The sequence below is a fragment of the Flavivirga aquimarina genome, from assembly GCF_030540835.1.
Classification (GTDB): domain Bacteria; phylum Bacteroidota; class Bacteroidia; order Flavobacteriales; family Flavobacteriaceae; genus Flavivirga; species Flavivirga aquimarina.
In genome coordinates this window covers 14,184-35,970 of the sequence record NZ_JAUOEK010000142.1, presented here as the reverse complement: position 1 = coordinate 35,970, position 21,787 = coordinate 14,184, and the positions used below count along the sequence as shown (strand labels likewise).

The 21,787-nt window shown below is 33.0% G+C and carries 25 protein-coding genes; 18 read left to right on the top strand and 7 right to left on the bottom strand.

Annotated elements, in window-relative coordinates:
- The first annotated feature begins 326 nt into the window (after positions 1–326).
- The 12 genes from hisG (at position 327) to Q4Q35_RS14800 (ending at position 10,306) form a co-directional block, all read left to right on the top strand.
- A complete protein-coding gene (gene hisG / locus Q4Q35_RS14855) occupies positions 327–1,184 on the top strand; it encodes an ATP phosphoribosyltransferase (protein ID WP_303278786.1) in 858 nt (285 codons plus the stop codon).
- A 59-nt stretch (positions 1,185–1,243) separates the two neighbouring features.
- The gene (gene hisD, locus Q4Q35_RS14850) at positions 1,244–2,548 is read left to right on the top strand and encodes a histidinol dehydrogenase (RefSeq protein ID WP_303278785.1); all 1,305 of its coding nucleotides are present in this window, start codon (positions 1,244–1,246) and stop codon (positions 2,546–2,548) included.
- 20 nt (positions 2,549–2,568) lie between these two features.
- Entirely contained in the window at positions 2,569–3,627 is a 1,059-nt protein-coding gene (hisC, locus tag Q4Q35_RS14845) for a histidinol-phosphate transaminase (RefSeq protein ID WP_303278784.1), read from the top strand.
- 41 nt (positions 3,628–3,668) lie between these two features.
- On the top strand, positions 3,669–3,953 hold the full coding sequence (locus tag Q4Q35_RS14840) for a GIY-YIG nuclease family protein (RefSeq protein WP_303278783.1): 285 nt from the start codon (positions 3,669–3,671) through the stop codon (positions 3,951–3,953).
- A 40-nt stretch (positions 3,954–3,993) separates the two neighbouring features.
- A complete protein-coding gene (gene hisB / locus Q4Q35_RS14835) occupies positions 3,994–5,127 on the top strand; it encodes a bifunctional histidinol-phosphatase/imidazoleglycerol-phosphate dehydratase HisB (protein WP_303278782.1) in 1,134 nt (377 codons plus the stop codon).
- 55 nt (positions 5,128–5,182) lie between these two features.
- Entirely contained in the window at positions 5,183–5,821 is a 639-nt protein-coding gene (hisH, locus tag Q4Q35_RS14830; protein WP_303278781.1) for an imidazole glycerol phosphate synthase subunit HisH, read from the top strand.
- A gap of 276 nt (positions 5,822–6,097) precedes the next feature.
- The gene (hisA, locus tag Q4Q35_RS14825; protein ID WP_303278780.1) at positions 6,098–6,832 is read left to right on the top strand and encodes a 1-(5-phosphoribosyl)-5-[(5-phosphoribosylamino)methylideneamino]imidazole-4-carboxamide isomerase; all 735 of its coding nucleotides are present in this window, start codon (positions 6,098–6,100) and stop codon (positions 6,830–6,832) included.
- A 3-nt stretch (positions 6,833–6,835) separates the two neighbouring features.
- Positions 6,836–7,591, top strand: coding sequence for an imidazole glycerol phosphate synthase subunit HisF (gene hisF, locus Q4Q35_RS14820; RefSeq protein WP_303278779.1), 756 nt, complete (start codon positions 6,836–6,838; stop codon positions 7,589–7,591).
- 45 nt (positions 7,592–7,636) lie between these two features.
- A complete protein-coding gene (gene hisIE, locus Q4Q35_RS14815) occupies positions 7,637–8,263 on the top strand; it encodes a bifunctional phosphoribosyl-AMP cyclohydrolase/phosphoribosyl-ATP diphosphatase HisIE (protein WP_303278778.1) in 627 nt (208 codons plus the stop codon).
- A 44-nt stretch (positions 8,264–8,307) separates the two neighbouring features.
- The gene (locus tag Q4Q35_RS14810; RefSeq protein ID WP_303278777.1) at positions 8,308–8,664 is read left to right on the top strand and encodes a hypothetical protein; all 357 of its coding nucleotides are present in this window, start codon (positions 8,308–8,310) and stop codon (positions 8,662–8,664) included.
- 101 nt (positions 8,665–8,765) lie between these two features.
- Positions 8,766–9,542, top strand: a complete 777-nt coding sequence (locus tag Q4Q35_RS14805; protein ID WP_303278776.1) for a tRNA pseudouridine synthase A — start codon at positions 8,766–8,768, stop codon at positions 9,540–9,542.
- A gap of 83 nt (positions 9,543–9,625) precedes the next feature.
- Positions 9,626–10,306, top strand: coding sequence for a DUF2461 domain-containing protein (locus Q4Q35_RS14800; protein ID WP_303278775.1), 681 nt, complete (start codon positions 9,626–9,628; stop codon positions 10,304–10,306).
- Between the two features lie 25 nt (positions 10,307–10,331).
- Here the strand turns inward: Q4Q35_RS14800 and Q4Q35_RS14795 are convergent, their stop codons facing one another.
- The 3 genes from Q4Q35_RS14795 to Q4Q35_RS14785 all read right to left on the bottom strand — a co-directional run bounded on the left by Q4Q35_RS14795 (position 10,332) and on the right by Q4Q35_RS14785 (position 12,258).
- On the bottom strand, positions 10,332–10,748 hold the full coding sequence (locus Q4Q35_RS14795) for a glyoxalase (RefSeq protein ID WP_303278774.1): 417 nt from the start codon (positions 10,746–10,748) through the stop codon (positions 10,332–10,334).
- A 128-nt stretch (positions 10,749–10,876) separates the two neighbouring features.
- On the bottom strand, positions 10,877–11,626 hold the full coding sequence (locus Q4Q35_RS14790; RefSeq protein WP_303278773.1) for an SDR family NAD(P)-dependent oxidoreductase: 750 nt from the start codon (positions 11,624–11,626) through the stop codon (positions 10,877–10,879).
- 50 nt (positions 11,627–11,676) lie between these two features.
- Positions 11,677–12,258 carry a TetR/AcrR family transcriptional regulator gene (locus Q4Q35_RS14785; protein WP_303278772.1) on the bottom strand — a complete coding sequence of 194 codons (582 nt, stop codon included), beginning with the start codon at positions 12,256–12,258 and terminating at the stop codon, positions 11,677–11,679.
- Between the two features lie 115 nt (positions 12,259–12,373).
- Here Q4Q35_RS14785 and Q4Q35_RS14780 point away from each other — a divergent pair, with 115 nt between their 5' ends.
- The 6 genes from Q4Q35_RS14780 to leuB all read left to right on the top strand — a co-directional run bounded on the left by Q4Q35_RS14780 (position 12,374) and on the right by leuB (position 18,536).
- Complete coding sequence (locus tag Q4Q35_RS14780; RefSeq protein WP_303278771.1) at positions 12,374–13,261, top strand: DUF72 domain-containing protein; 888 nt, start codon at positions 12,374–12,376, stop codon at positions 13,259–13,261.
- 19 nt (positions 13,262–13,280) lie between these two features.
- Positions 13,281–13,667: an acyl-CoA thioesterase gene (locus Q4Q35_RS14775; RefSeq protein ID WP_303278770.1), complete on the top strand. Its 387-nt coding sequence runs from the start codon at positions 13,281–13,283 to the stop codon at positions 13,665–13,667.
- A 227-nt stretch (positions 13,668–13,894) separates the two neighbouring features.
- Complete coding sequence (gene leuC / locus Q4Q35_RS14770) at positions 13,895–15,289, top strand: 3-isopropylmalate dehydratase large subunit (RefSeq protein WP_303278769.1); 1,395 nt, start codon at positions 13,895–13,897, stop codon at positions 15,287–15,289.
- Positions 15,290–15,341: 52 nt separating this feature from the next.
- The gene (leuD, locus tag Q4Q35_RS14765; RefSeq protein ID WP_303278768.1) at positions 15,342–15,938 is read left to right on the top strand and encodes a 3-isopropylmalate dehydratase small subunit; all 597 of its coding nucleotides are present in this window, start codon (positions 15,342–15,344) and stop codon (positions 15,936–15,938) included.
- A gap of 2 nt (positions 15,939–15,940) precedes the next feature.
- The gene (locus Q4Q35_RS14760) at positions 15,941–17,461 is read left to right on the top strand and encodes a hydroxymethylglutaryl-CoA lyase-like TIM-barrel protein (protein WP_303278767.1); all 1,521 of its coding nucleotides are present in this window, start codon (positions 15,941–15,943) and stop codon (positions 17,459–17,461) included.
- Between the two features lie 16 nt (positions 17,462–17,477).
- Positions 17,478–18,536 (top strand): 3-isopropylmalate dehydrogenase, encoded by a 1,059-nt coding sequence (gene leuB / locus Q4Q35_RS14755; RefSeq protein ID WP_303278766.1) that lies wholly within the window; start codon positions 17,478–17,480, stop codon positions 18,534–18,536.
- 95 nt (positions 18,537–18,631) lie between these two features.
- On the opposite strand, the gene Q4Q35_RS14750 is transcribed toward leuB, so the two are convergent.
- From Q4Q35_RS14750 to Q4Q35_RS14735, 4 genes are all read right to left on the bottom strand, one after another.
- Positions 18,632–19,402: a hypothetical protein gene (locus tag Q4Q35_RS14750; protein WP_303278765.1), complete on the bottom strand. Its 771-nt coding sequence runs from the start codon at positions 19,400–19,402 to the stop codon at positions 18,632–18,634.
- A 116-nt stretch (positions 19,403–19,518) separates the two neighbouring features.
- Complete coding sequence (locus Q4Q35_RS14745) at positions 19,519–20,775, bottom strand: mechanosensitive ion channel family protein (protein WP_303278763.1); 1,257 nt, start codon at positions 20,773–20,775, stop codon at positions 19,519–19,521.
- Positions 20,775–21,065: a DUF3817 domain-containing protein gene (locus tag Q4Q35_RS14740; protein ID WP_303278762.1), complete on the bottom strand. Its 291-nt coding sequence runs from the start codon at positions 21,063–21,065 to the stop codon at positions 20,775–20,777. Before Q4Q35_RS14740 ends, Q4Q35_RS14745 begins: the two co-directional genes overlap by 1 nt.
- A 64-nt stretch (positions 21,066–21,129) precedes the next feature.
- The gene (locus tag Q4Q35_RS14735; RefSeq protein WP_303278761.1) at positions 21,130–21,747 is read right to left on the bottom strand and encodes a YqaA family protein; all 618 of its coding nucleotides are present in this window, start codon (positions 21,745–21,747) and stop codon (positions 21,130–21,132) included.
- Between the last annotated feature and the right edge of the window lie 40 nt (positions 21,748–21,787).

Sequence of the window (21,787 nt, the reverse complement as noted above, 5' to 3'; positions counted from 1 at the left end):
CTGATATTTTGAACATTATTGATTTTTTTTAGCTAAAAACATATAATATTTATTTGAGACAAAAATTGTTACTATAATTTGGAATTATAAATATAAATTATAGATATTTGCATAAATAAAAAAGACATGACTTTTATTCAATTACATCATCATTTTCATATTTGCTCTCAAGCGAACTGAAAATGTATTGAATAAAATCGACATATTTTTAAACCCGTTTGAGACAATCAAGCGGGTTTTTCATTTCTAATTGTTTTAAGACAATTAGAAATAGTCTCCACGAAGGAGGGGATCTCATAAGAAATAAAAACTTAGTAAGTAAGGTAATGAGTAAATTAAGAATTGCAGTACAGAAGTCGGGTCGTTTAAACGAAGATTCGATGAGAATTTTAAAAGACATCGGTATATCTATCGATAACGGAAAAGATCAATTAAAAGCATCAGCCAGAAACTTTCCAGTAGAAGTTTTCTACTTAAGAAACGGGGATATCCCACAATATCTTAAGGATGGCGTAGTAGATGTCGCTATTATTGGAGAAAACGTCCTAATTGAAAAAGGTAATGATATTCGTGTTGCCGAAAAATTAGGGTTTTCCACCTGTAGAGTTTGTATTGCTGTGCCAAAATCGGTTGACTATAAAAGTATAAAAGATTTAGAAGGAAAGCGCATTGCGACCTCTTACCCAAATACAGTTAAAAACTACTTGAAAGAAAACAACATTTCTGCCAACCTACACATTATCAATGGTTCGGTAGAAATTGCTCCTAATATTGGATTAGCAGATGCTATTTGCGATATTGTTTCCAGTGGAAGTACCTTATTTAAAAATAATTTAAAAGAGGTAGAAATGATTTTGAAATCTGAAGCAGTATTAGCCGTTTCACCAGTTCTTAGCAACGACAAACAAGCTATTCTTGATAAGATTCAGTTTAGAATTCAGTCCGTATTAAAAGGAAGACAATCAAAATATATTTTGTTAAATGCACCAAACGATAAAATCCAAGATATTATTAATGTGTTGCCCGGTATGAAAAGCCCAACTGTTTTACCTTTAGCGCAAGAAGGGTGGAGCTCAGTACACTCGGTAATAAGCAAAAATGAGTTTTGGGATGTTATAGATGACTTAAAAGAGAATGGAGCCCAAGGCATTTTAGTTTGTCCTATTGAAAAAATGGTTATTTAGATATTTTTTTTATTTCTTCAAAAGCAGAAATCTAATTGATACTAAGAAAAACACGAATTATGCAAATTGTAGATAATCCAAATAAAGATAGCTGGTTAAAGATATTAAAACGTCCAACACAAACGGTTGATGATATAGAAGGTATCGTGAGCGATGTTTTTAATGATGTTATTAAAAATGGAGACGCCGCTATCAAAAATTATACAACGCGTTTTGATGGAGTAGAACTAGAGTCCAATATAGTCACATCGGAAGCTATTCAACAAGCCATTGAAAATGTTCCTGAAAAGCTTCAAAATGCTATAAAAAAAGCTAAGAAAAATATAGAAGCCTTTCACACAGCACAAAAAACATCAAAAATAGAAATAGAAACCACCAAAGGAGTGCAATGTTGGCAGGAAAAGCGTCCTATCGAAAAAGTCGGTTTGTATATCCCAGGAGGTACAGCACCTTTATTTTCAACAGTTTTAATGTTAGCCGTTCCAGCACAAATAGCGGGATGTAAAGAAATTGTATTATGCTCACCACCCAATAAAGAAGGGACTTTAGCACCAGAAATTCTTTTTGCAGCACAACTTTGCGGTGTTACAAAAATTATAAAAGTTGGAGGAATTCAAGCCATAGCCGGATTAACATTTGGTACAGAAACCATACCGCAAGTTTATAAAATTTTCGGACCGGGAAATCAATTTGTGACCGTTGCAAAACAATTGGCTACAAAATTTGGAGTTGCTATTGATATGCCAGCGGGACCAAGCGAATTATTAGTGGTTGCCGATGCCGATTCAAATGCAGCATATATTGCTTCAGACTTGCTAAGTCAAGCAGAGCACGGCACAGATAGTCAAGTTATTTTAGTGTCAACCTCTAAAACAACAATAGACTTAGTGTCGAAAGAAATCGAAAAACAAATTAAAGAGTTGCCAAGACAAGCTATAGCAGAAAAGGCTATTGCAAACTCAAAACTAATTTATATGGAAACAAATGAATTAGCACTCGATTTAATTAATGAATACGGACCAGAACACTTTATTATCTGTACTAAAAATGATGCTTTCTTTATAAATGGAATAACCAATGCAGGGTCTGTTTTTATAGGTAATTACACCCCTGAAAGCGCAGGCGATTATGCTTCAGGAACAAACCACACGCTCCCAACTAATGGGTTTTCAAAAGCCTATTCTGGAGTTAATCTAGATAGTTTTTTAAAAAGTATGACTTTTCAAAAAATAACAAAAGAAGGCTTATTGAACATAGGAGAAACCATCGAGTTAATGGCAGAAGCAGAAGGTTTACAGGCACATAAAAATGCGGTGTCTATCAGATTAAAAGACATTATTCCTGCGAAGGCCGGAATCTCATAAATACTAGTTCCAGAATTAAAATGAAAACAACAAGTTTCAATATAGACGATTTAATACGTCCAACCATAAAAACATTAAAACCTTATTCGTCTGCAAGAGATGAATTTCAAGGTAACAGCAATGCTATGGTGTTTCTGGATGCTAATGAAAACCCTTTTAATAATGGTGTAAACCGTTATCCAGATCCACAACAAGGAAGTTTAAAGGCGATACTTTCTGAAATTAAAAACATTGATGCCAAAAATATTCTTTTAGGCAATGGAAGTGACGAAGTATTAGACCTTATTTTTAGAGCCTTTTGTGAACCAAACAAAGACAATATCATCATATTGCCTCCCACATATGGCATGTATAGCGTGTTAGCCAATATTAATGCTATAAGTATTAAAGAGGTACAGTTATCAAACAATTTTCAACCACAAGTTGAAACCATATTAAATATTGCTGATAATAATAGTAAAATTCTTTTCCTATGTTCGCCAAATAACCCTACAGGAAACAGTTTTTCAAGTCAATCAATTGAAGAATTGCTTAATAAATTCAAAGGTATTGTAGTTATTGACGAAGCGTATATTGATTTTTCAGAAGAAATAAGTTGGGTTGATAGGCTAGAAGCGTTTCCTAATTTAATAGTTACCCAAACCTTATCTAAAGCATACGGAATGGCAGGGATTAGACTAGGGATTTGTTATGCATCAACTAATATTATTTCAGTTTTAAATAGAATAAAACCGCCATACAATGTTAATGAATTAACACAACAAAGAGCTGTACAACAGTTAAATAAAAAAGATTTAGCAACCAACCAAATAAATGATATTTTAAAAGAACGAGCCTTTTTAATATCAAAATTAGAATCTGTTAGTTTTATTACAAAAATTTACCCGTCTGATGCTAATTTTGTTTTAGTTAAAGTTGATGATGCAACAAAACGTTATGACCAACTTATAGACAAAGGTATCGTAATAAGAAACCGAACCACACAACCCGGTTGCGAAAATTGTTTAAGGTTAACAGTTGGCACAAAAGAGGAGAATGAGATATTGATAAAGGAACTTTTATCAATATCGAAATCCTGAACTTGTTTCAGGAGCTTTTAAATTAAATAAGGAATATTAATTTGAAACAAACACATTATTGCTACATTCTAACTAACAAAAACAAAACCGTATTATATATTGGTTATACAAATGATTTAAATAGAAGAATTAGCGAACACCAAAATGGAAAAGGTGTCGTGTTTACCAAAAAGTATAATGTTTCATATTTACTCTATTATGAGAAATTTGAAAATATAAAAGAAGCCAAATCAAGAGAAAAGCAATTAAAAAATTGGCATAAAGAATGGAAATGGAATCTTATTAAGAATTCAAATCCAAAATTAGAAACATTGAGTGTAAAATAAAAAGATCCTGAAATAAATTCAGGATCATATAATAAAAAAGATGAAAAAAGTATTATTCATAGACCGAGACGGAACCATTATCAGAGAACCAGCTGATGAGCAAATCGATTCGCTTGAAAAATTAGAGTTTTACCCTAAAGTATTTCAATACTTAGGTAAAATAGCTAAAGAATTAGATTATGAAATAGTCATGATTACCAATCAAGATGGTTTGGGAACCGAAGCCTTTCCGGAAAGTGACTTTTGGCCGATTCATAATTTTATTATTAAATGTTTCGAAGATCAAGGTATTGTCTTTAAAGAACAATTTATAGATAGAACTTTTGCAAAAGACAACGCACCGACAAGAAAACCTAATACAGGCTTATTGACTAAGTATTTTTCTGATGATTATGACCTGGAAAACTCTTTTGTAATAGGAGATAGACTTACAGATATCGAGTTAGCAAAAAACCTGGGAGCTAAAGGTGTTTTTATAAATGATGAAACAAACTTAGGAACGGACGAAATCACCGTAAAAAGAGAGCAATTAGACGCTTATATAGCATTAGAAAGTAATGATTGGGAAAAAATCTATACCTTCTTAAAAACCAGTGCTCGTATCGGAGATATTATTAGAAATACCAATGAAACAAAAATTGCCATACAAATTAACCTGGACGGAACAGGGAAAAGCAATATAGATACTGGCTTAGCCTTTTTCGATCACATGCTGGACCAAATAGCGCGCCATGGACAAATAGATTTAAACATAAAAGTAGATGGCGACTTAGAAGTTGATGAGCACCATACCATTGAAGATACTGCTATTGCATTAGGAGAGTTATTTAATACCGCTTTAGGTAATAAATTGGGCATAGAGCGCTATGGATTTTGTTTACCTATGGACGACTGCTATGCACAAGCAGCTATCGATTTTGGTGGAAGAAACTGGTTGGTTTGGGAAGCGGATTTTAAGCGGGAAATGATTGGAAAAATGCCAACAGAAATGTTTTACCATTTCTTTAAATCGTTTACAGATGGTGCTAAATGCAACCTGAATATAAAAGCCGAAGGACAAAACGAGCATCATAAAATTGAAGCTATTTTTAAAGCCTTTGCCAAAGCTATTAAAATGGCAGTAAAACGAGATGTTGAGAAAATGATTTTGCCATCAACCAAAGGAATGTTATAAAAGCCCATCCCAACCTTCCCAAAAGGAAGGAGTTATAACCGAATAAAAATATAAAATGAGTAAAAAAGCAGAACAGAGTAACAATTCTTCCCCTTCGGGGAAGTTAGATGGGGCTTCTGTTGTTATTATAAATTACGGAGCTGGTAATATTAAAAGTATTCAATTTGCTTTTAAACGCTTAGGGGTTGATGCTGTTTTATCAAATAACCCAGAAGAAATATTAACGGCCGATAAAGTGATCTTTCCCGGTGTAGGTGAGGCGAGTACTGCCATGAATATGCTTCAAGAAAGTGGATTGGACAAGCTTATTCCAAATTTAAAACAACCTGTTTTAGGAATTTGTTTAGGAATGCAATTACTTTGTGAATCGACAGAAGAAGGAAATACTAAAGGCATCGGTATATTCAAAACAAAAGTAAAACGCTTTAACAGTGGTGTAAAAGTACCGCAAATGGGTTGGAATGTTATAAAAGATTTGAAGTCAGATTTATTTTCTGGAATTAAAGAAAATGAATATATGTATTTAGTACATAGTTACTATGCAGAGCACTGTGATGAAACCATAGCAAAGACAGACTATGGTATTAATTACGCTTCAGCATTACAGCATAATAATTTTTATGGCGTTCAATTTCATCCAGAAAAGAGTAGCTTAGCAGGGGCAAAAATTTTGAAGAATTTTTTAAAATTATAAATTAAAGTAATTTTCTGATGAATAGCCATGATAAAAAATTAATACTCGAAACTTATAAATGGATTAAAGTTAAGAGATATAAAGACGACGAAAGTTTATCTTGGGAAGAAAGATATAAAAACCTAGAAAAGCATCATATAGAAGAAACCTCGTTTTTGATTGATAAGATAAGAGAAATAGTCAAAAATGTTTAATTTGTCACACTGAGCACAGTCGAAGTGCTTCAATAAAGAATAAGAATTAATTAAAAAGATTCCTGCCTACGCAGGGAAAATTATGAGAATAATACCAGCCATAGATATCATAGACGGAAAATGTGTACGATTAACCAAAGGTGATTACGACACTAAAAAAGTATATAACGAAAACCCTTTAGAGGTTGCTAAGATGTTTGAGGCTTCCGGTATCGAATATTTGCATTTGGTTGATCTAGATGGTGCAAAAGCGAAGCATATCGTAAACTATAAAGTACTGGAACAAATCGCTTCAAAAACAAGTCTTAAAATAGATTTTGGTGGTGGACTAAAAACAAATGAAGATTTACATATAGCTTTCAATTCAGGCGCAAGACAAATCACCGGAGGGAGTATTGCGGTTAAAGATTCCGAAACTTTTGAAGGTTGGATTAATAAATATGGTCCCGAAAAAATTATTTTGGGAGCCGATAGCAACGATGGAAAGGTGTCTATTAGTGGTTGGATGGAGCAAAGTAAAGAAGAGGTCATTCCGTTTATTAAATCGTATCAAAAGAAAAGTATTAAGTATGTTATTTGTACAGATATTTCAAAAGACGGGATGCTGGAAGGACCATCGGTAGAATTATATAAACAAATCATTTCAGAATGTTCCAATAGCAGTACCGATCAATCAATTAAATTAATAGCTTCTGGGGGTATTTCATCCATTGAAGAATTGCCTGTTTTAAAAGAGATTGGTTGCGAAGGTGTCATTATTGGCAAAGCCATCTACGAAAACAGAATAAGTCTGTTTGAATTAGAAAAATTTATATAATACATGTTAACAAAAAGAATCATACCCTGTTTAGATATAAAAAATGGCAGAACCGTTAAAGGTGTCAATTTTGTTGATTTACGTGATGCTGGCGATCCAGTTGAACTAGCTAAACAATATGCAGATGTTGGGGCAGACGAACTGGTATTTTTGGATATTTCTGCTACACTAGAAGCCCGGGCAACCACTTTAGATATGGTGCTCCATGTAGCAGAACAAGTAAATATTCCATTTACAGTTGGTGGTGGTATCTCTTCTATTGAAGATGTAGATGCCTTGTTAAAATGTGGAGCAGATAAAGTATCTATAAACTCATCTGCAGTTAAAAGACCTGAGTTGGTTAATGAATTGTCGGATAAATTTGGAAGTCAGTGTGTCGTAGTTGCCATAGACGCAAAAGAAGTAGACGGACAATGGAAAGTACATTTAGCAGGTGGTAGCATTCCGACTGAAATTGATTTGTTTGAATGGGCTAAAGAAGTTGAAAAACGTGGCGCAGGGGAAATTTTATTTACATCAATGAATCATGACGGTACAAAAAACGGGTTTGCTAATAAAGCATTGGCCAGATTATCTAAAGAATTAAACATTCCAATTATTGCTTCTGGAGGCGCTGGAAATGTGCAGCATTTTATCGATACCTTTAAAGAAGGGAAATCTGATGCCGCTTTGGCAGCTAGCGTGTTTCATTTTGGGGAAATTCCAATTCCTGACTTAAAAAAAGAACTGAAAGAAAATAACATAGAAGTACGATTATAATCCCCATATCTCAAAATGGGATTTATTTCGAGTAAAAGTTAAGTTATGATGAATAGTAAAAATTCAGATATTATTTCTCCCCCTTGGGGGGAGTTAGAGGGGGCTCTTATACCAGCCATCATCCAAGATGCTACAACAAAAAGCGTACTAATGCTGGGGTATATGAATGAAGAAGCTTACCAAAAAACAATGGAAACCAAGCAGGTAACCTTTTTTAGTAGAAGTAAGCAACGTTTATGGACTAAAGGTGAAGAAAGTGGCAACTTTCTAAACTTGATTGATATAAAAAATGATTGCGATAATGATACGCTTTTAATTACGGTAAATCCTGTTGGGCCAACATGTCACAAAGGAACAGATACCTGTTGGGCAGATGAGAATAAATCGACCTATGGTTTTTTCTCTACGTTAGAAGATGTTATTGCAGAACGTGTTTCAAATAAAGATACTAAAAAATCGTATGTCGCGAGTTTATTTGAAAAAGGCATCAATAAAATAGCCCAGAAAGTAGGAGAGGAGGCTGTAGAAACCGTTATTGAAGCTATGGATAACAATGATGAGTTGTTTTTGTACGAGTCTGCAGACTTATTATTTCACTATTTAATGCTATTAAAAGCCAAAGGGTTTTCTCTTAAAGACATTGAAGAAGAATTAAGAGGTAGACACAAATAACTAAAATTCATTATATTTACGGTGTAATTTAAATAATTAACCCCATGAATCTACAAAAAACCATACTGTCATTGTTATTTCTTATAATGACTTCAGCTACCGTATTTGCTCAAAAACACATCGATACTCAGGTAAATAATTTTATCCAGGAGTATAATGATATGTTAACAGAAAAAGATAAAAGTTTAAAACTTTCAGAAGCACAAGAAGCTAAAGCCAGAGAACTTTACAAATCACTCGCGATTTTAGAATCTAAAGCTCCAAAATCAGAGAAAAAGAAACAAGCATTTGTAGAGGAGATGAAACCTAAACGTAGAGAAATAATGAGGTCAATCTGGGGTTTATTTACTCCAGAACAAACGAAAGCTTTTAAGTCTCATAAGAATAATGAGAATCACTAGTATTAATCTCTGATAATACAAAGAAGGCTAAAAGGATTACTACATATAATTTTTGTCATAAACATAAAAGGGCGTATTTTTCGTTGCTTTAAAAATAAGTAATGAAAAAGTATTTCTATGTTTTTACCATTCAATATCTTGGATATCGCTTCCACGGTTGGCAAAAGCAACCCAATGTGAAGACCTTACATTTAATGGTAGACAGAACGTTAAACTTTATTCTTGAAGGAAAACGGTTTAAAAGTTTAAGCTCAGGGAGAACCGATGCTATGGTCTCTGCCGAAAATGCTGCTTTTGAATTGTTTTTATTTGAACCCATTGAAGATAAAAATGCTTTTTTAGAGCTCTTTAACCACAACCTGCCACAAGACATTAGAGCAACTAGTATACGAGAAGTTGATGCTGCATTCAACATCATAAATCATTCAAAAATTAAAGAATATCTTTATTTATTTACTTATGGTGAAAAATGCCATCCCTTTTGTGCACCAATAATGACGACTATTCTTGATGATTTAGATATCGATACTATGAAACTAGGTGCTAAACTTTTTGAAGGTGAGCACTATTTTAAATCCTACTGTTATAAACCTACAGAGAATGGTATTTACGATCGAGAAATCCTGTTATGCGAATTAGTAAAAAACACAATTTATTCTGCTAATTATTTCCCGAAAAACACCTATTTATTGAGGGTAAAAGGAAAAGGGTTTATGCGAAATCAAATTAGGTTGATGATGGGAACATTAATCGATTTAGGAAAAGGAAAATTATCTATAGAAGATATTAAAAACAGCTTACTTCCTAGTAGTAACACAAGAATGGAATACATAGCTCCGGCATCAGGACTCATTCTTAACAATATTCAGTTTGAATAATACCGCGATTTTTGTAATTTCCTCGCATTATTTAGACTAAAAGTCTTTATATACTAACCATCAATATCAAAAAACATAATAATATGGGAGTAACAGTTCCAAAAGAGGCATTAGATTTTTTTAAAAAATTAGAGAAAAATAATAACAGAGACTGGTTTAATGAGCGAAAAAAAGCGTTTAAAAGTATAGAAGCTGAAGTAAAACAGGTCTATAATAGCATTTTCGAAACACTTAACACGCATGATGAAATAGATAAACTTAAAATGTTTAGAATTTATAGAGATGTACGTTTTTCAAAAAACAAAGATCCGTATAAAACACATTTTGGAGGCTCATTCCATAGAGCAAAGCCCAAATTAAGAGGTGGATATTATCTTCATATTCAGCCAAATAATGAAAGCTTTATTGCAACTGGTTTTTGGGAACCTGCACCAGCCGATTTATTACGCATTAGAAAAGAGTTTGAAATGGACGACAGCGAAATTCGTGAGATATTAGCAAATAAAAAGTTTAATAGTATTTGGGGTGACACTTTTATCGGAGACGAAGTAAAAACAGCACCAAAAGGCTTTAGTAAAGAACATAAAGCTATTGATCTTATAAAGAAGAAGCAATACATATTTACTAAAAAGTATACAGATAAAGAGGTTTTAGATACTAACTTTTTAAAAGATGTAAATGATTCTTTTAAAGCCATTAGACCATACTTTAACTATATGAGTGATGTGCTTACTACAGATTTAAATGGTGTGTCCTTGATTTAGGAGGTATACGGCATTTTTTTAAAGATTAAACAGCTTCAAGTAATTCTGGTTTTTCAAAAAGTTGAATATTACTTAGTAAACGCTCTTTAACGATGCGCATCATCCGTTTATTCAAAGCAGATGAATTCTGTATGTATATTTGATATTCTTCGACAGTAAATTGTCCGATAATCATGCCCTTTAAAGCATTTCTAAATTTCATGTCTTTTTGAATGGCATTTTCAATATAGATCATGCGTTTCTCTACAGACAAATCATAAAAAACCGATTTATGCTTAACAATGTAATTTTTAAAAACAGCAATTAACAAGTCATTTTGCAACGTAGCTATAGGTCGCAAAACTAAGTTTTGAAAACGCTCATCACTACTCATAGTATCATTAATCGTAGTTGCTAGGACTTCCGGACGAATACTTTTAAGGTTAAATTGTCTTGTGTTCATAATACGATGTTTTTTATAAAAGTATAGATTTTATAAACCGAAAAAATGAAACTTAACCCGTAATTGTTAACGATCTTATTAACAAAATGACTGAAAACATTCATTTTCAGTCATTTACATAAAAAGATCTATATTTGACTTAAACCGCCATCAACCACTAACTCAACACCGTTTATATATGAAGCATCATCAGAAGCCAAGAATAAAGCCGTTTTTGCGATTTCTTCAGAAGCTCCAAAACGCCCCAGAGGTACCATCCCTGCAAAACCTTTTGCCGTTTCTTCCAGAACTTCCTCAGGCAACCCTAATTTTCCGTAAATAGGCGTGTCAATTGGTCCTGGAGCAATTGTGTTTACACGTATCCCTCTAGATTTCACTTCAGAAGTCAATACTTTCGAGAAAGAACGCAAAGCGCCTTTACTAGCAGAATACACACCAAAACCATCAAATGCTTTTTGATTTACAATAGAACTGGTAAACAACACCGTACCACCATCATTTAGATGTGGCAAGGCTTCTTTAGTAGCCAAAATAGGACCTTTAACATTCGTGTTAAAAACAGCATCATAATGGTCTTTATCAACCGTTTCAACAGGAGAAACAGGGGCAATTCCTGCATTAAGAAATAAGATATCAATAGTTCCAAATGCATTTGTAGCTTCATTTATTAGCTTTACATTGTCTTCTGGTACAGATACATCTGCCAAAACCGTAATAAAATCACCTTCTAGGTTTTCTGCAGCCTCGTTCAATGCTTCTTGTCTTCTTCCAGAAATAACAACTTTAGCACCTTCTTCTAAAAATAGTTTGGCTGTTGCTAAGCCAATACCGCTATTTGCGCCAGTTATAACAGCGACTTTGTTTTTCAATTTATTCATGATTTACATTTTTTATTTGAAACAATCGTTCCAAATAGGATTAAAAAAAATTAAATTAACGTTTGTATTATAGTTTTTGCAATTGTTTGCAAGTCTTTCTTATTAGATATTAAAATCCCAGTAGTTCTTAAGCCTCGTATAGAGGATAATAAATAAAAAGCATATTCTTTAGAAGTTCTTTTGAGATTAATAGTAGACTCTTCCTGGCCTTTTAAGACTAATCCTTCCAATAATTCTATAAAAGAATCCTGATTTGAACATAAAAAATTTGTAAGCGATTGTTCTTGATTTGCCATTTCTGAGGCACAATTAACAACTAAACATCCCTTACCATCTTTATCATTGATAATTTCATTTATATAAAATTCAAAAAGAAGTTCTATAGCATGTAATGAATTATCTGCTTTATGTAAAGTTTCACAAATTTTTATGGTATATATATTTTCATAAGATTTCAAGCATTCTAAAAATAAATCTAGTTTGCTTCCAAAAGAGTTGTATATACTCGATCTGTTAAGAGCTGTAGCATCTACTAAGTCTTGCATAGATGTAGCATTAAACCCCTTGTTATGAAAGACATAGGTGGCTTTTTTTAAAACTAACTCTTTATCAAATGTTTCTACTTTTGGCATTTTTATTTGAAATGAACGTTCCAAATATATAAAATTTTCTAAACATAGTATGTTAAATTTTTTGTTAATACTTTAAAAACACAAAAATGATTTACAAAATATTTACTTTTGACGTATGAAATTTGGAAGTGTAAATAACCCGGAAATAATTGATTTTACTTTACCCAAAGACCATTTAGATACCAATCGGGTATTAAGCCATGTGAAAGATGATAATGTTCCCGAAATTTATGTGGGTTGTGCTAAATGGAATAGGGCAGACCTCAAAGGATTTTATCCAAGAGGAACCAAAGACGAATTAGGTTATTATTCGAGTCAATTCAATGCCATAGAATTAAACGCCACGTTTTATAGAATTTTTCCAGCTGAACAATTTGCCACCTGGTACGATAAAACCCCCAAAGGGTTTAAATTCTTCCCTAAATTAAATCAGGAAATAAGTCATTGGAAACGATTAAATGAAACTCAGGCGATTGTTGAAAATTATTTATACAATGCTTCCAATTTAAAAGAAAAACTAGGCACCATCTTTTTGCAAATGCATAGTAATTTTGCTCCCAAAGATTTTAATAAAGTAATCTCTTTTGTAGAAAATTGGCCAAAAGAAGTTCCATTAGCTGTTGAATTTAGGCATACAAACTGGTATAACGATGCCACGGTATCCCAAGAGTTATACCAATTATTAGAAGAAAACAATATATCCAATGTTATAGTAGATACAGCAGGTCGGCGAGATTTAATGCATATGCGTTTAACCAACGCTACAGCCTTTGTTAGATACGTAGGTGCTAACCATGAAACGGACTATTCTCGTTTAGATGATTGGGTAAAGCGATTAAAACTTTGGAAAGATTCAGGAATCAAGGAAATTGATTTCTTTATTCACCAAAATATAGAAAAAGAATCACCATTATTATCGGCATATTTCATAAAAAAACTAAATAAAGAACTAAACTATTCATTAATAATTCCGAACGAAAACACACAACAAAAATTATTTTAACCAAATTATTAAGAATAAAATGAAATTTCACACACGCAAATGGGTAAAACCCGAAGATTTAAATCCAAACGGAACATTATTTGGAGGTCGTCTTTTAGAATGGATAGATGAAGAAGCCGCTTTATACACAATTATACAACTGGAAAATCAAAAAGTGGTTACCAAATACATGAGCGAAATAGATTTTAAATCCTCTGCAAAGCAAGGTGATATTGTAGAAATAGGGATTGAAGTCGTTAAATTTGGTAGCGCTTCCATTACGTTAAGTAGTGAAGTTAGAAACAAAATGACGCATGAAACAATTATTACCATTTCCAACATTGTTATGGTTAATTTAGGAGGCGATGGAAGAGCAAAACCACATGGAAAAACACAAGTAGAATACGTTGTAGACAGATTAAGATAGTTTAACAAAATGCATGGTTTTAAAATTTGTAGCAAACATGCAGTTCTATTGAAATAAAATCGATTTTTTACAATTCCATTAATAATCCTGTAAAAATATAGGGCAAAGCGCCTTAATTTTTATTATATGATGATTAAAAAGTCGGTTTTTTATAAATTTGTTTTCTTATAGTTTCCTGAGTTTTTTATATAAAAACAGGGAGTTTCAAAATTAAATTTAAGATATTTATGAGTAAATCGTTATTTGATAAAGTGTGGGATTCGCATGTTGTAAGAAAAATTGAAGATGGACCGGATGTATTCTTTATAGACCGCCATTTTATACACGAAGTAACAAGTCCTGTAGCATTTTTAGGGTTAAAAAATAGAGGGTTAAGCGTTTTGTATCCAGAGCGTACATTTGCTACTGCCGATCATAATACACCAACTATTAATCAACATTTACCAGTTGAAGACCCATTATCTGCAAATCAACTAAAAGCTTTAGAAGATAATTCTAACGAATATGGGATTAGCCATTGGGGATTAGGCCATAAAAAAAATGGTATTGTTCACGTTGTAGGCCCAGAAAACGGCATTACATTTCCTGGAGCAACTATTGTTTGTGGAGACTCACATACCTCTACACATGGCGCTTTTGGCGCCATAGCCTTTGGTATTGGAACCTCTGAAGTTGAAATGGTGCTATCTACGCAATGTATCATGCAGCCAAAACCTAAAAAAATGCGCATTAACGTAAATGGGCAATTAGGAAAAGGAGTGACCCCTAAAGATGTAGCACTTTATATCATTTCAAAATTAACAACTTCTGGTGCTACTGGATATTTTGTAGAATATGCCGGTGATGTTTTTGAAAACATGACTATGGAAGGTCGTATGACCGTTTGTAACCTTTCTATAGAAATGGGTGCTCGTGGTGGAATGATTGCTCCAGACGAAACAACTTTCGAATATTTAAAAGATAAACCATTATCGCCAAAAGGTGAAGATTGGGATAAGGCTGTAGCTTATTGGAAAACCTTAAAAACCGATAACGACGCAACTTTCGATAAAGAGTTAACATTTCCTGCCAGCGACATAGAACCTATGATTACCTACGGTACTAATCCGGGTATGGGAATTGGTATTTCTAATAATATCCCTAATGCCGATGCTATTGAAGGTGGTGTTGCGACTTACAAAAAGTCTTTAGACTATATGGGGTACGAAGAAAATGACTCTATGATTGGTAAAAAGATCGATTATGTTTTCTTAGGAAGTTGTACAAATGGTAGAATTGAAGACTTTAGAGCTTTTGCATCTATAGTTAAAGGAAAACAAAAAGCAGATCATGTAACTGCTTGGTTAGTTCCTGGTTCACACGAAGTAGAAGATAAAATTAAGGAAGAAGGAATCTTAGATGTTATTACAGAAGCTGGATTTGTATTAAGACAACCGGGTTGTTCGGCATGTTTGGCAATGAATGATGATAAAGTTCCTGCTGGAAAATATGCAGTAAGTACCTCTAACAGAAATTTTGAAGGACGTCAAGGACCTGGTTCCAGAACATTACTTGCTAGTCCATTAGTTGCAGCAGCAGCTGCAGTTACAGGCGTAGTAACCGATCCTAGAGACTTAATATAAAAGAATAATATATAATACTGCCAGCTGAACACTGGCAACTGAATACTAAAATATGGCTTACGATAAATTTAATATACTAACAAGTACAGCAGTTCCATTACCGCTAGAAAATGTTGATACCGATCAAATTATACCTGCAAGATTCTTAAAAGCTACAGAGCGTAAAGGGTTTGGAGATAATTTATTTAGAGATTGGAGATATAATAGCGATAATACCCCTAAAGAAAACTTTGTATTAAACAATCCAGTATACAGTGGTAAGATATTAGTAGGAGGTAAGAATTTTGGTTCTGGGTCTTCTAGAGAACATGCTGCCTGGGCGGTTTACGACTATGGATTTCGTTGTGTAGTATCCAGTTTTTTTGCAGATATTTTTAAAAATAACTGTTTAAACATAGGGGTTTTGCCTGTACAAGTAAGTCCTGAATTTTCTGAGAAAATTTTCAATGCCATATACGAAGATGCCAATACAGAAATAGAGGTGAGTTTACCAGAACAAACCATCACTATAAAGGCTACGGGTGACCAAGAATCTTTTGAGATTAACAGTTACAAAAAAGAAAATATGCTTAATGGTTTTGATGATATTGATTATTTGCAAAACATTAAGGGAGACATAGAAACATTTGCAAATGGGCTTATGTTATAAAAATGGCAACTAGGAAAATAGAAATAATGGACACGACATTGCGCGATGGTGAACAAACCTCGAGCGTGTCGTTTTCTGCTTCAGAGAAACTTACCATTGCAAAGCTATTATTAGAAGAGTTAAAAGCCGACCGCATAGAAATCGCATCTGCCAGAGTATCTGAAGGAGAACTTCAAGCTGTAAAAGATGTAACTGTCTGGGCCAAAGAAAATGGGTATTTAAATACTGTTGAAGTACTTACTTTTGTTGATAAAGGAGTTTCAATAGATTGGATGATTGAAGCAGGAGCTAAAGTGCAAAATTTATTAGCAAAAGGCTCATTAAACCATTTAACTCATCAACTCAAAAAGACTTCTAGTCAGCATTTTAAAGAAATATCAGAAGTTATTTCATTAGCTCAAGAAAAAGGTATTGAAACCAATATTTATTTAGAAGATTGGAGTAATGGTATGCGCAATTCTAAAGACTATGTTTTTGAGTTTTTAGAATTCCTTTCAACACAACCGATAAAGCGTATTATGCTTCCAGATACATTAGGTGTTATTACACCTAAAGAGTCTTACGATTTTGTAAAAGAAATTAAAGATAAATATCCGAGTTTGCATTTCGATTTTCATGCACACAACGATTACGATTTAGGAGTTGCCAATGTCATGGAAGCACTTAAGGCAGGTGCAGATGGACTTCATTTAACCGTTAATGGCATGGGTGAACGAGCCGGTAATGCGCCTATGTCTAGTGCAATTGCTGTAATTAATGACTTTATGCCAGGCATAGAAGTTGGTGTAAATGAAAAGGTTTTATATACTGTTAGCAAATTGGTAGAAACGTTTTCTGGGGTTATGATTCCAGCCAATAAACCTGTAATTGGAGCGAATGTATTTACGCAAACTGCTGGTATACATGCCGATGGCGACAATAAAAAGAACCTGTATTTTAGTGATTTATTACCAGAACGTTTTGGAAGAACCCGTAAGTATGCTTTAGGAAAGTCGTCTGGTAAAGCTAATATTCAGAAAAATTTACAAGAATTAGGACTTCAACTCGATGATGATGATTTAAGACAGGTAACACAGCGTATTATAGAATTAGGTGATAAAAAACAGGTGGTTACAAAAGAAGACCTGCCTTATATTATTTCTGATGTCTTAGACCAAAGCTATGAAGAAAAGGTAAAAGTTAACTCTTATGTGCTAACACACTCAAAAGGGTTAAAGCCATCGACAACCGTTTCTATTACTATACACCATGATACTTTTGAAGAAAATGCACAAGGAGATGGGCAATTTGATGCTTTTATGAATGCAGTTAGAAACATTTTTAAAAAGAAAAAAATGGTATTACCAGATTTAATAGATTATGTAGTGAGAATCCCACCGGGAAGTCATTCGGACGCGTTGTGTGAAACCGTTATTACCTGGAAAAATACGGAGAAAGAGTTTAAAACACGTGGTCTGGATTCAGATCAAGCAGTGTCTGCTATTAAAGCGACCGAAAAAATGCTAAACATTATTATTAACTAAGATTACAATAAAATAAATGAAATTTAATATTGCGCTTTTAGCCGGAGACGGTATAGGACCAGAAGTAATAGATCAAGCTGTAAAGGTAAGTGATGCTGTTGCTAAAAAATTCGGACACGAAATAACTTGGAAACCAGCATTGACAGGTGCTGCGGCAATTGATGCCGTTGGAGAACCTTATCCGGATGAAACACATGATGTTTGTGCTGCTTCAGATGCGGTTTTGTTTGGTGCTATTGGTCACCCACGTTTCGATAACGATCCTTCTGCGAAGGTGCGTCCGGAGCAAGGATTATTAAAAATGCGTAAAAAATTAGGTCTGTTCGCTAATGTAAGACCAACTTTTACATTTCCTTCATTAATAGAAAAGTCTCCTTTGAAAAAAGAACGTATAGAAGGTACCGATTTAGTGTTTTTACGCGAATTAACCGGAGGTATTTACTTTGGAGAAAAGGGTAGAAGGGATGAAGGTGAAACTGCTTACGATAACTGTGTATATACCAGAGCAGAAGTACAACGATTAGCTAAAAAAGGTTTTGAATTAGCTATGACTCGTTCTAAAAAACTATGTTGTGTTGATAAAGCTAATGTATTGGAAACATCACGTTTATGGAGAGAAACAGTTCAAGCTATGGAGAAAGATTATCCAGAAGTAGAGGTGTCTTACGAATTTGTTGATGCTGTAGCCATGCGTTTAGTACAATGGCCAAATAGTTATGATGTATTGATTACCGAAAATTTATTTGGAGATATTTTAACAGATGAAGCCTCTGTTATTTCAGGATCGATGGGACTGATGCCTTCTGCATCTATGGGAAGTGATATCGCTTTGTTTGAGCCTATTCACGGTTCGTATCCGCAAGCAACAGGATTAAACATAGCAAACCCTTTAGCAACAGTGTTATCTGCTGCTATGATGTTTGAAACAGCATTTAACTTACCTGAAGAAGGTGCTGCTATTAGAGACGTTGTTAACAAATCGCTTGCTGAAGGTGTTGTAACTGAAGATTTAGCTAACGGTGGAAAAGCTTACGGAACCAAAGAAGTAGGAGACTGGTTGGCTGCTAATATTTAGAATATATACTACTCTAACATATATAAAAAGACCTGTAAAGTATTATTTCTTAACAGGTCTTTTGCTTTTTTAATAAAGCAGCTCTTTAGCATTCTCTATTTTAATATATTTTTATAGTTTAAAATTAAAGAGTCTAATTCTTTATCTATATGATTAATATATTCTTTTTCAGACAGATCAATTTTACCTTGATATTGTTTTTGATTTGCTATTTTATTAATTGGGTATTTTTCTAAAAAAGAAGGATAAACCATATATATAACATTTGTTTCTATATTTTGTATAACTTCAAAAATATCATCAAACAGAAAATGTTCTTTTGTTAATTTATTTTCTTTTGCGTCGGCAACAGAAATTAAGCTTCTTTCGCTATAACCATTGATCCCTTTTGCTACATAATATGAACCTAGACTTTTATATTCACCAATTATAATATGCTGTGGCTTAAAAATATTTCTTCGAATTTTTAATTCATTAGAAGTTTTAATTATAACTTCACTAGGTATTATATCATATTTCTTAGTCGTTTTTAAACTCCTTCTAGCTATCTTTAATCTGCTGTTCACATCTGCCTCATTGAGTTCTTTTGCAATTTCAGGTGTAAATTTTGATTCCTTTTTTAGCTGAGCAATTTTTGTACTATCGCTTTTAGCTTTTTCTGCAAATGCTAAAGTTCGTTTATAAAACTTAGATATACGAGTCGTGGTAGGTTTTTTAATGGTAGTAGTACGTTCTTCAGATAATATTTCAAAGGCATAAGGGGATTTGCCTTCTTTTAATGCAATTAAATCGTTAAATTCTTTACTAAAAACAAAATCTACGTTTTGCCCTTCTAATTGAAAACATAGAAAAAACAATACAAACATAAAGCACAAAAATTTCATAACTATGAATTACAAATATTTACTTTGGGGAGAAATACAAATATATATAATTATAGTATATCTGATAAGAGTGGATGATGTAAACCAATAAATTATTATTAACTATGTTTTCCTTCGAAACTGGAGCCACTGGGTAGCTCAAATACTTCCAAATCGAAATAGGGAAGGGCTGCTATAAGATGATCGAATATGTCGGACATAATATATTCATAATTTTCCCAGCGCTTATCACTGCTAAACGCATAGATTTCCATAGGAATACCTTGTGTAGTCGGTGCTAACTGACGTGCCATAATCATCATATCTTTATTGATTGCAGAATGCTGTTTTAGATACACATCAATATACTTTCGAAAGACTCCGATATTAGTGAGATTCCTACCGTTTAGTAGTAATTCTTTATTAATAGTATTAGAACTATTATATGAATTTATATCTTCTTGTCGGCTCTCTAAATATAACGTAATCAATTGAATATCTTTAAGTTTATTCACTTCATTCTCATTCAAATATTTAACACCTTCTTGTTTAATAAATAAAGCTCTTTTAATACGTCTGCCTTCCGAACTAGTCATACCTCTCCAATTTTTAAAAGAATCTGATATAAGGGCATAGGTAGGAATGGTAGTAATTGTTTTGTCGAAGTTTTGAACTTTAACCGTTGCTAAATTAATTTCAATCACATCACCATCGGCACCATATTTTTCAAAAGTAATCCAGTCGCCAATACGTACCATATCGTTTATTGATACTTGGATACTGGCTACAAAACCAAGAATAGTATCTTTAAAAACTAAAATAATAACTGCAGATGCGGCTCCTAAAGCTGTTAAAAAAGACAGGAGGGAAGTACCTGTAATAATGGCTATTGCTGACATAAAACCAGCTACCCATGCAAAAATCATGAATACCTGTATATAACTGTCTATAGGCTTATCTTTTAATCTAGGCAGTGTTTTTAAATAATCTTTTACTGTATTTAACAAGCTCCGTACAATCCAAAGCGTTAAAACAATAGCGAAGACTTGTAATCCTTTTTCAAAAACACCATCAAAATTCGGAAAATCTCCAAAAACAACAGGTGTAAATTTCATAGCGATTAACAGCGGAATGATATGCGCTATATTTCTGGGTGTCTTATTGGCTACCAATAAATCATCAAAATTGGTTTTTGACACCGAAGTGAATTTATTAAAGGCCTTTACTAATAATTTTCTGGTAATAAAGTCTATGATAAAAACAATGATTAATAGTGCCAAAAGAAGTCCGAACATATTTATGTATTCGGCAGTAGTTTCGGGTACATTTAACGCTATTAAACGATCATATATTAAATGCTTAAATTGTGTTTCCATCACTTTGTTTGTTTTAAATATTTTCTATCAATATAAAAAGTGCCAAACGGAATAATTGATGCTATAAGCACAGTAGCAAATTGTTTTGTATTCCAATTGAAGTCCTTTTTTAGCATAAAAGCCAAAGCCACATAGGCCACAAATAATAAACCATGAGGCATTCCTAATAGTTTAACATATTGCGGATCGTGCATCAGGTATTTTATGGGTGTTGCTATAAATAATAGTAAAATATAGGATATTCCTTCTAAAAAAGCTACAATTCTGAATATCATAGGAAATGAAAACATATATCAGGTTTTCATACAAAAATAAGGCAGAATAAGAGAATAACCTTCAATAAACACCGCTTATTTATAACGCATTAAAAATAATAAGACCATAGATAAAAAAACGTACCAATCGCAACGATCCATATAAAATAACATTTTTAAATGGAAATCTAATTATACCAGCTGCTATGCAGGATATTGAGAATGGAAGTGGAAGAAGTGCTCCAACTATAATTAAAAAACCGCCCCATTTTTTCGAGTTTTTTAACTGGGTTTCCATTTTTAATTGCATATAATTATGGATCCTTGGTATCTTGGTAATGGCAACTCCTAACCAATAGGATATTAAACCACCAACATAAGAAAGCACGGCTAAAAATGATAAATAAAACCATGGACTAGGCATTTTACCAGACCAAGCTATAAATATTTCTGGAGGAATAATTCCTAATAAAGTTTCTGAAGCAAAAAAGAATGCTAATACACCATAAGCTGGAAGTGTTTCTGTTAAATGTATTAGAGCATCATTAATACTGAAATATTTATTAACTATATAAATACCTGCTACAACAATAATAATATATGGCAACGCTTTTTTAACGGCATTACCAACAAAACTGTAAAATCCAGTATAGTTATAATATTGATGTAATAACTGAAATCGAGTTTTCTCTGACTTCGATTTAGGTTTGGGTTTCATAGCTCTAACAATTTAAGGGCATACAAATATAAGGGTAAAC

What these genes read in the sequence shown, in the direction of transcription:
- hisG (WP_303278786.1), top strand. Translation starts at nt 327, where the DNA reads ATGAGTAAATTAAGAATTGCAGTACAGAAGTCGGGTCGTTTAAACGAA.
- hisD (WP_303278785.1), top strand. Translation starts at nt 1,244, where the DNA reads ATGCAAATTGTAGATAATCCAAATAAAGATAGCTGGTTAAAGATATTA.
- hisC (WP_303278784.1), top strand. Translation starts at nt 2,569, where the DNA reads ATGAAAACAACAAGTTTCAATATAGACGATTTAATACGTCCAACCATA.
- hisB (WP_303278782.1), top strand. Translation starts at nt 3,994, where the DNA reads ATGAAAAAAGTATTATTCATAGACCGAGACGGAACCATTATCAGAGAA.
- hisH (WP_303278781.1), top strand. Translation starts at nt 5,183, where the DNA reads ATGAGTAAAAAAGCAGAACAGAGTAACAATTCTTCCCCTTCGGGGAAG.
- hisA (WP_303278780.1), top strand. Translation starts at nt 6,098, where the DNA reads ATGAGAATAATACCAGCCATAGATATCATAGACGGAAAATGTGTACGA.
- hisF (WP_303278779.1), top strand. Translation starts at nt 6,836, where the DNA reads ATGTTAACAAAAAGAATCATACCCTGTTTAGATATAAAAAATGGCAGA.
- hisIE (WP_303278778.1), top strand. Translation starts at nt 7,637, where the DNA reads ATGATGAATAGTAAAAATTCAGATATTATTTCTCCCCCTTGGGGGGAG.
- Q4Q35_RS14810 (WP_303278777.1), top strand. Translation starts at nt 8,308, where the DNA reads ATGAATCTACAAAAAACCATACTGTCATTGTTATTTCTTATAATGACT.
- Q4Q35_RS14805 (WP_303278776.1), top strand. Translation starts at nt 8,766, where the DNA reads ATGAAAAAGTATTTCTATGTTTTTACCATTCAATATCTTGGATATCGC.
- Q4Q35_RS14800 (WP_303278775.1), top strand. Translation starts at nt 9,626, where the DNA reads ATGGGAGTAACAGTTCCAAAAGAGGCATTAGATTTTTTTAAAAAATTA.
- Q4Q35_RS14795 (WP_303278774.1), bottom strand. Translation starts at nt 10,748, where the DNA reads ATGAACACAAGACAATTTAACCTTAAAAGTATTCGTCCGGAAGTCCTA.
- Q4Q35_RS14790 (WP_303278773.1), bottom strand. Translation starts at nt 11,626, where the DNA reads ATGAATAAATTGAAAAACAAAGTCGCTGTTATAACTGGCGCAAATAGC.
- Q4Q35_RS14785 (WP_303278772.1), bottom strand. Translation starts at nt 12,258, where the DNA reads ATGCCAAAAGTAGAAACATTTGATAAAGAGTTAGTTTTAAAAAAAGCC.
- Q4Q35_RS14780 (WP_303278771.1), top strand. Translation starts at nt 12,374, where the DNA reads ATGAAATTTGGAAGTGTAAATAACCCGGAAATAATTGATTTTACTTTA.
- Q4Q35_RS14775 (WP_303278770.1), top strand. Translation starts at nt 13,281, where the DNA reads ATGAAATTTCACACACGCAAATGGGTAAAACCCGAAGATTTAAATCCA.
- leuC (WP_303278769.1), top strand. Translation starts at nt 13,895, where the DNA reads ATGAGTAAATCGTTATTTGATAAAGTGTGGGATTCGCATGTTGTAAGA.
- leuD (WP_303278768.1), top strand. Translation starts at nt 15,342, where the DNA reads ATGGCTTACGATAAATTTAATATACTAACAAGTACAGCAGTTCCATTA.
- Q4Q35_RS14760 (WP_303278767.1), top strand. Translation starts at nt 15,941, where the DNA reads ATGGCAACTAGGAAAATAGAAATAATGGACACGACATTGCGCGATGGT.
- leuB (WP_303278766.1), top strand. Translation starts at nt 17,478, where the DNA reads ATGAAATTTAATATTGCGCTTTTAGCCGGAGACGGTATAGGACCAGAA.
- Q4Q35_RS14750 (WP_303278765.1), bottom strand. Translation starts at nt 19,402, where the DNA reads ATGTTTGTATTGTTTTTTCTATGTTTTCAATTAGAAGGGCAAAACGTA.
- Q4Q35_RS14745 (WP_303278763.1), bottom strand. Translation starts at nt 20,775, where the DNA reads ATGGAAACACAATTTAAGCATTTAATATATGATCGTTTAATAGCGTTA.
- Q4Q35_RS14740 (WP_303278762.1), bottom strand. Translation starts at nt 21,065, where the DNA reads ATGTTTTCATTTCCTATGATATTCAGAATTGTAGCTTTTTTAGAAGGA.
- Q4Q35_RS14735 (WP_303278761.1), bottom strand. Translation starts at nt 21,747, where the DNA reads ATGAAACCCAAACCTAAATCGAAGTCAGAGAAAACTCGATTTCAGTTA.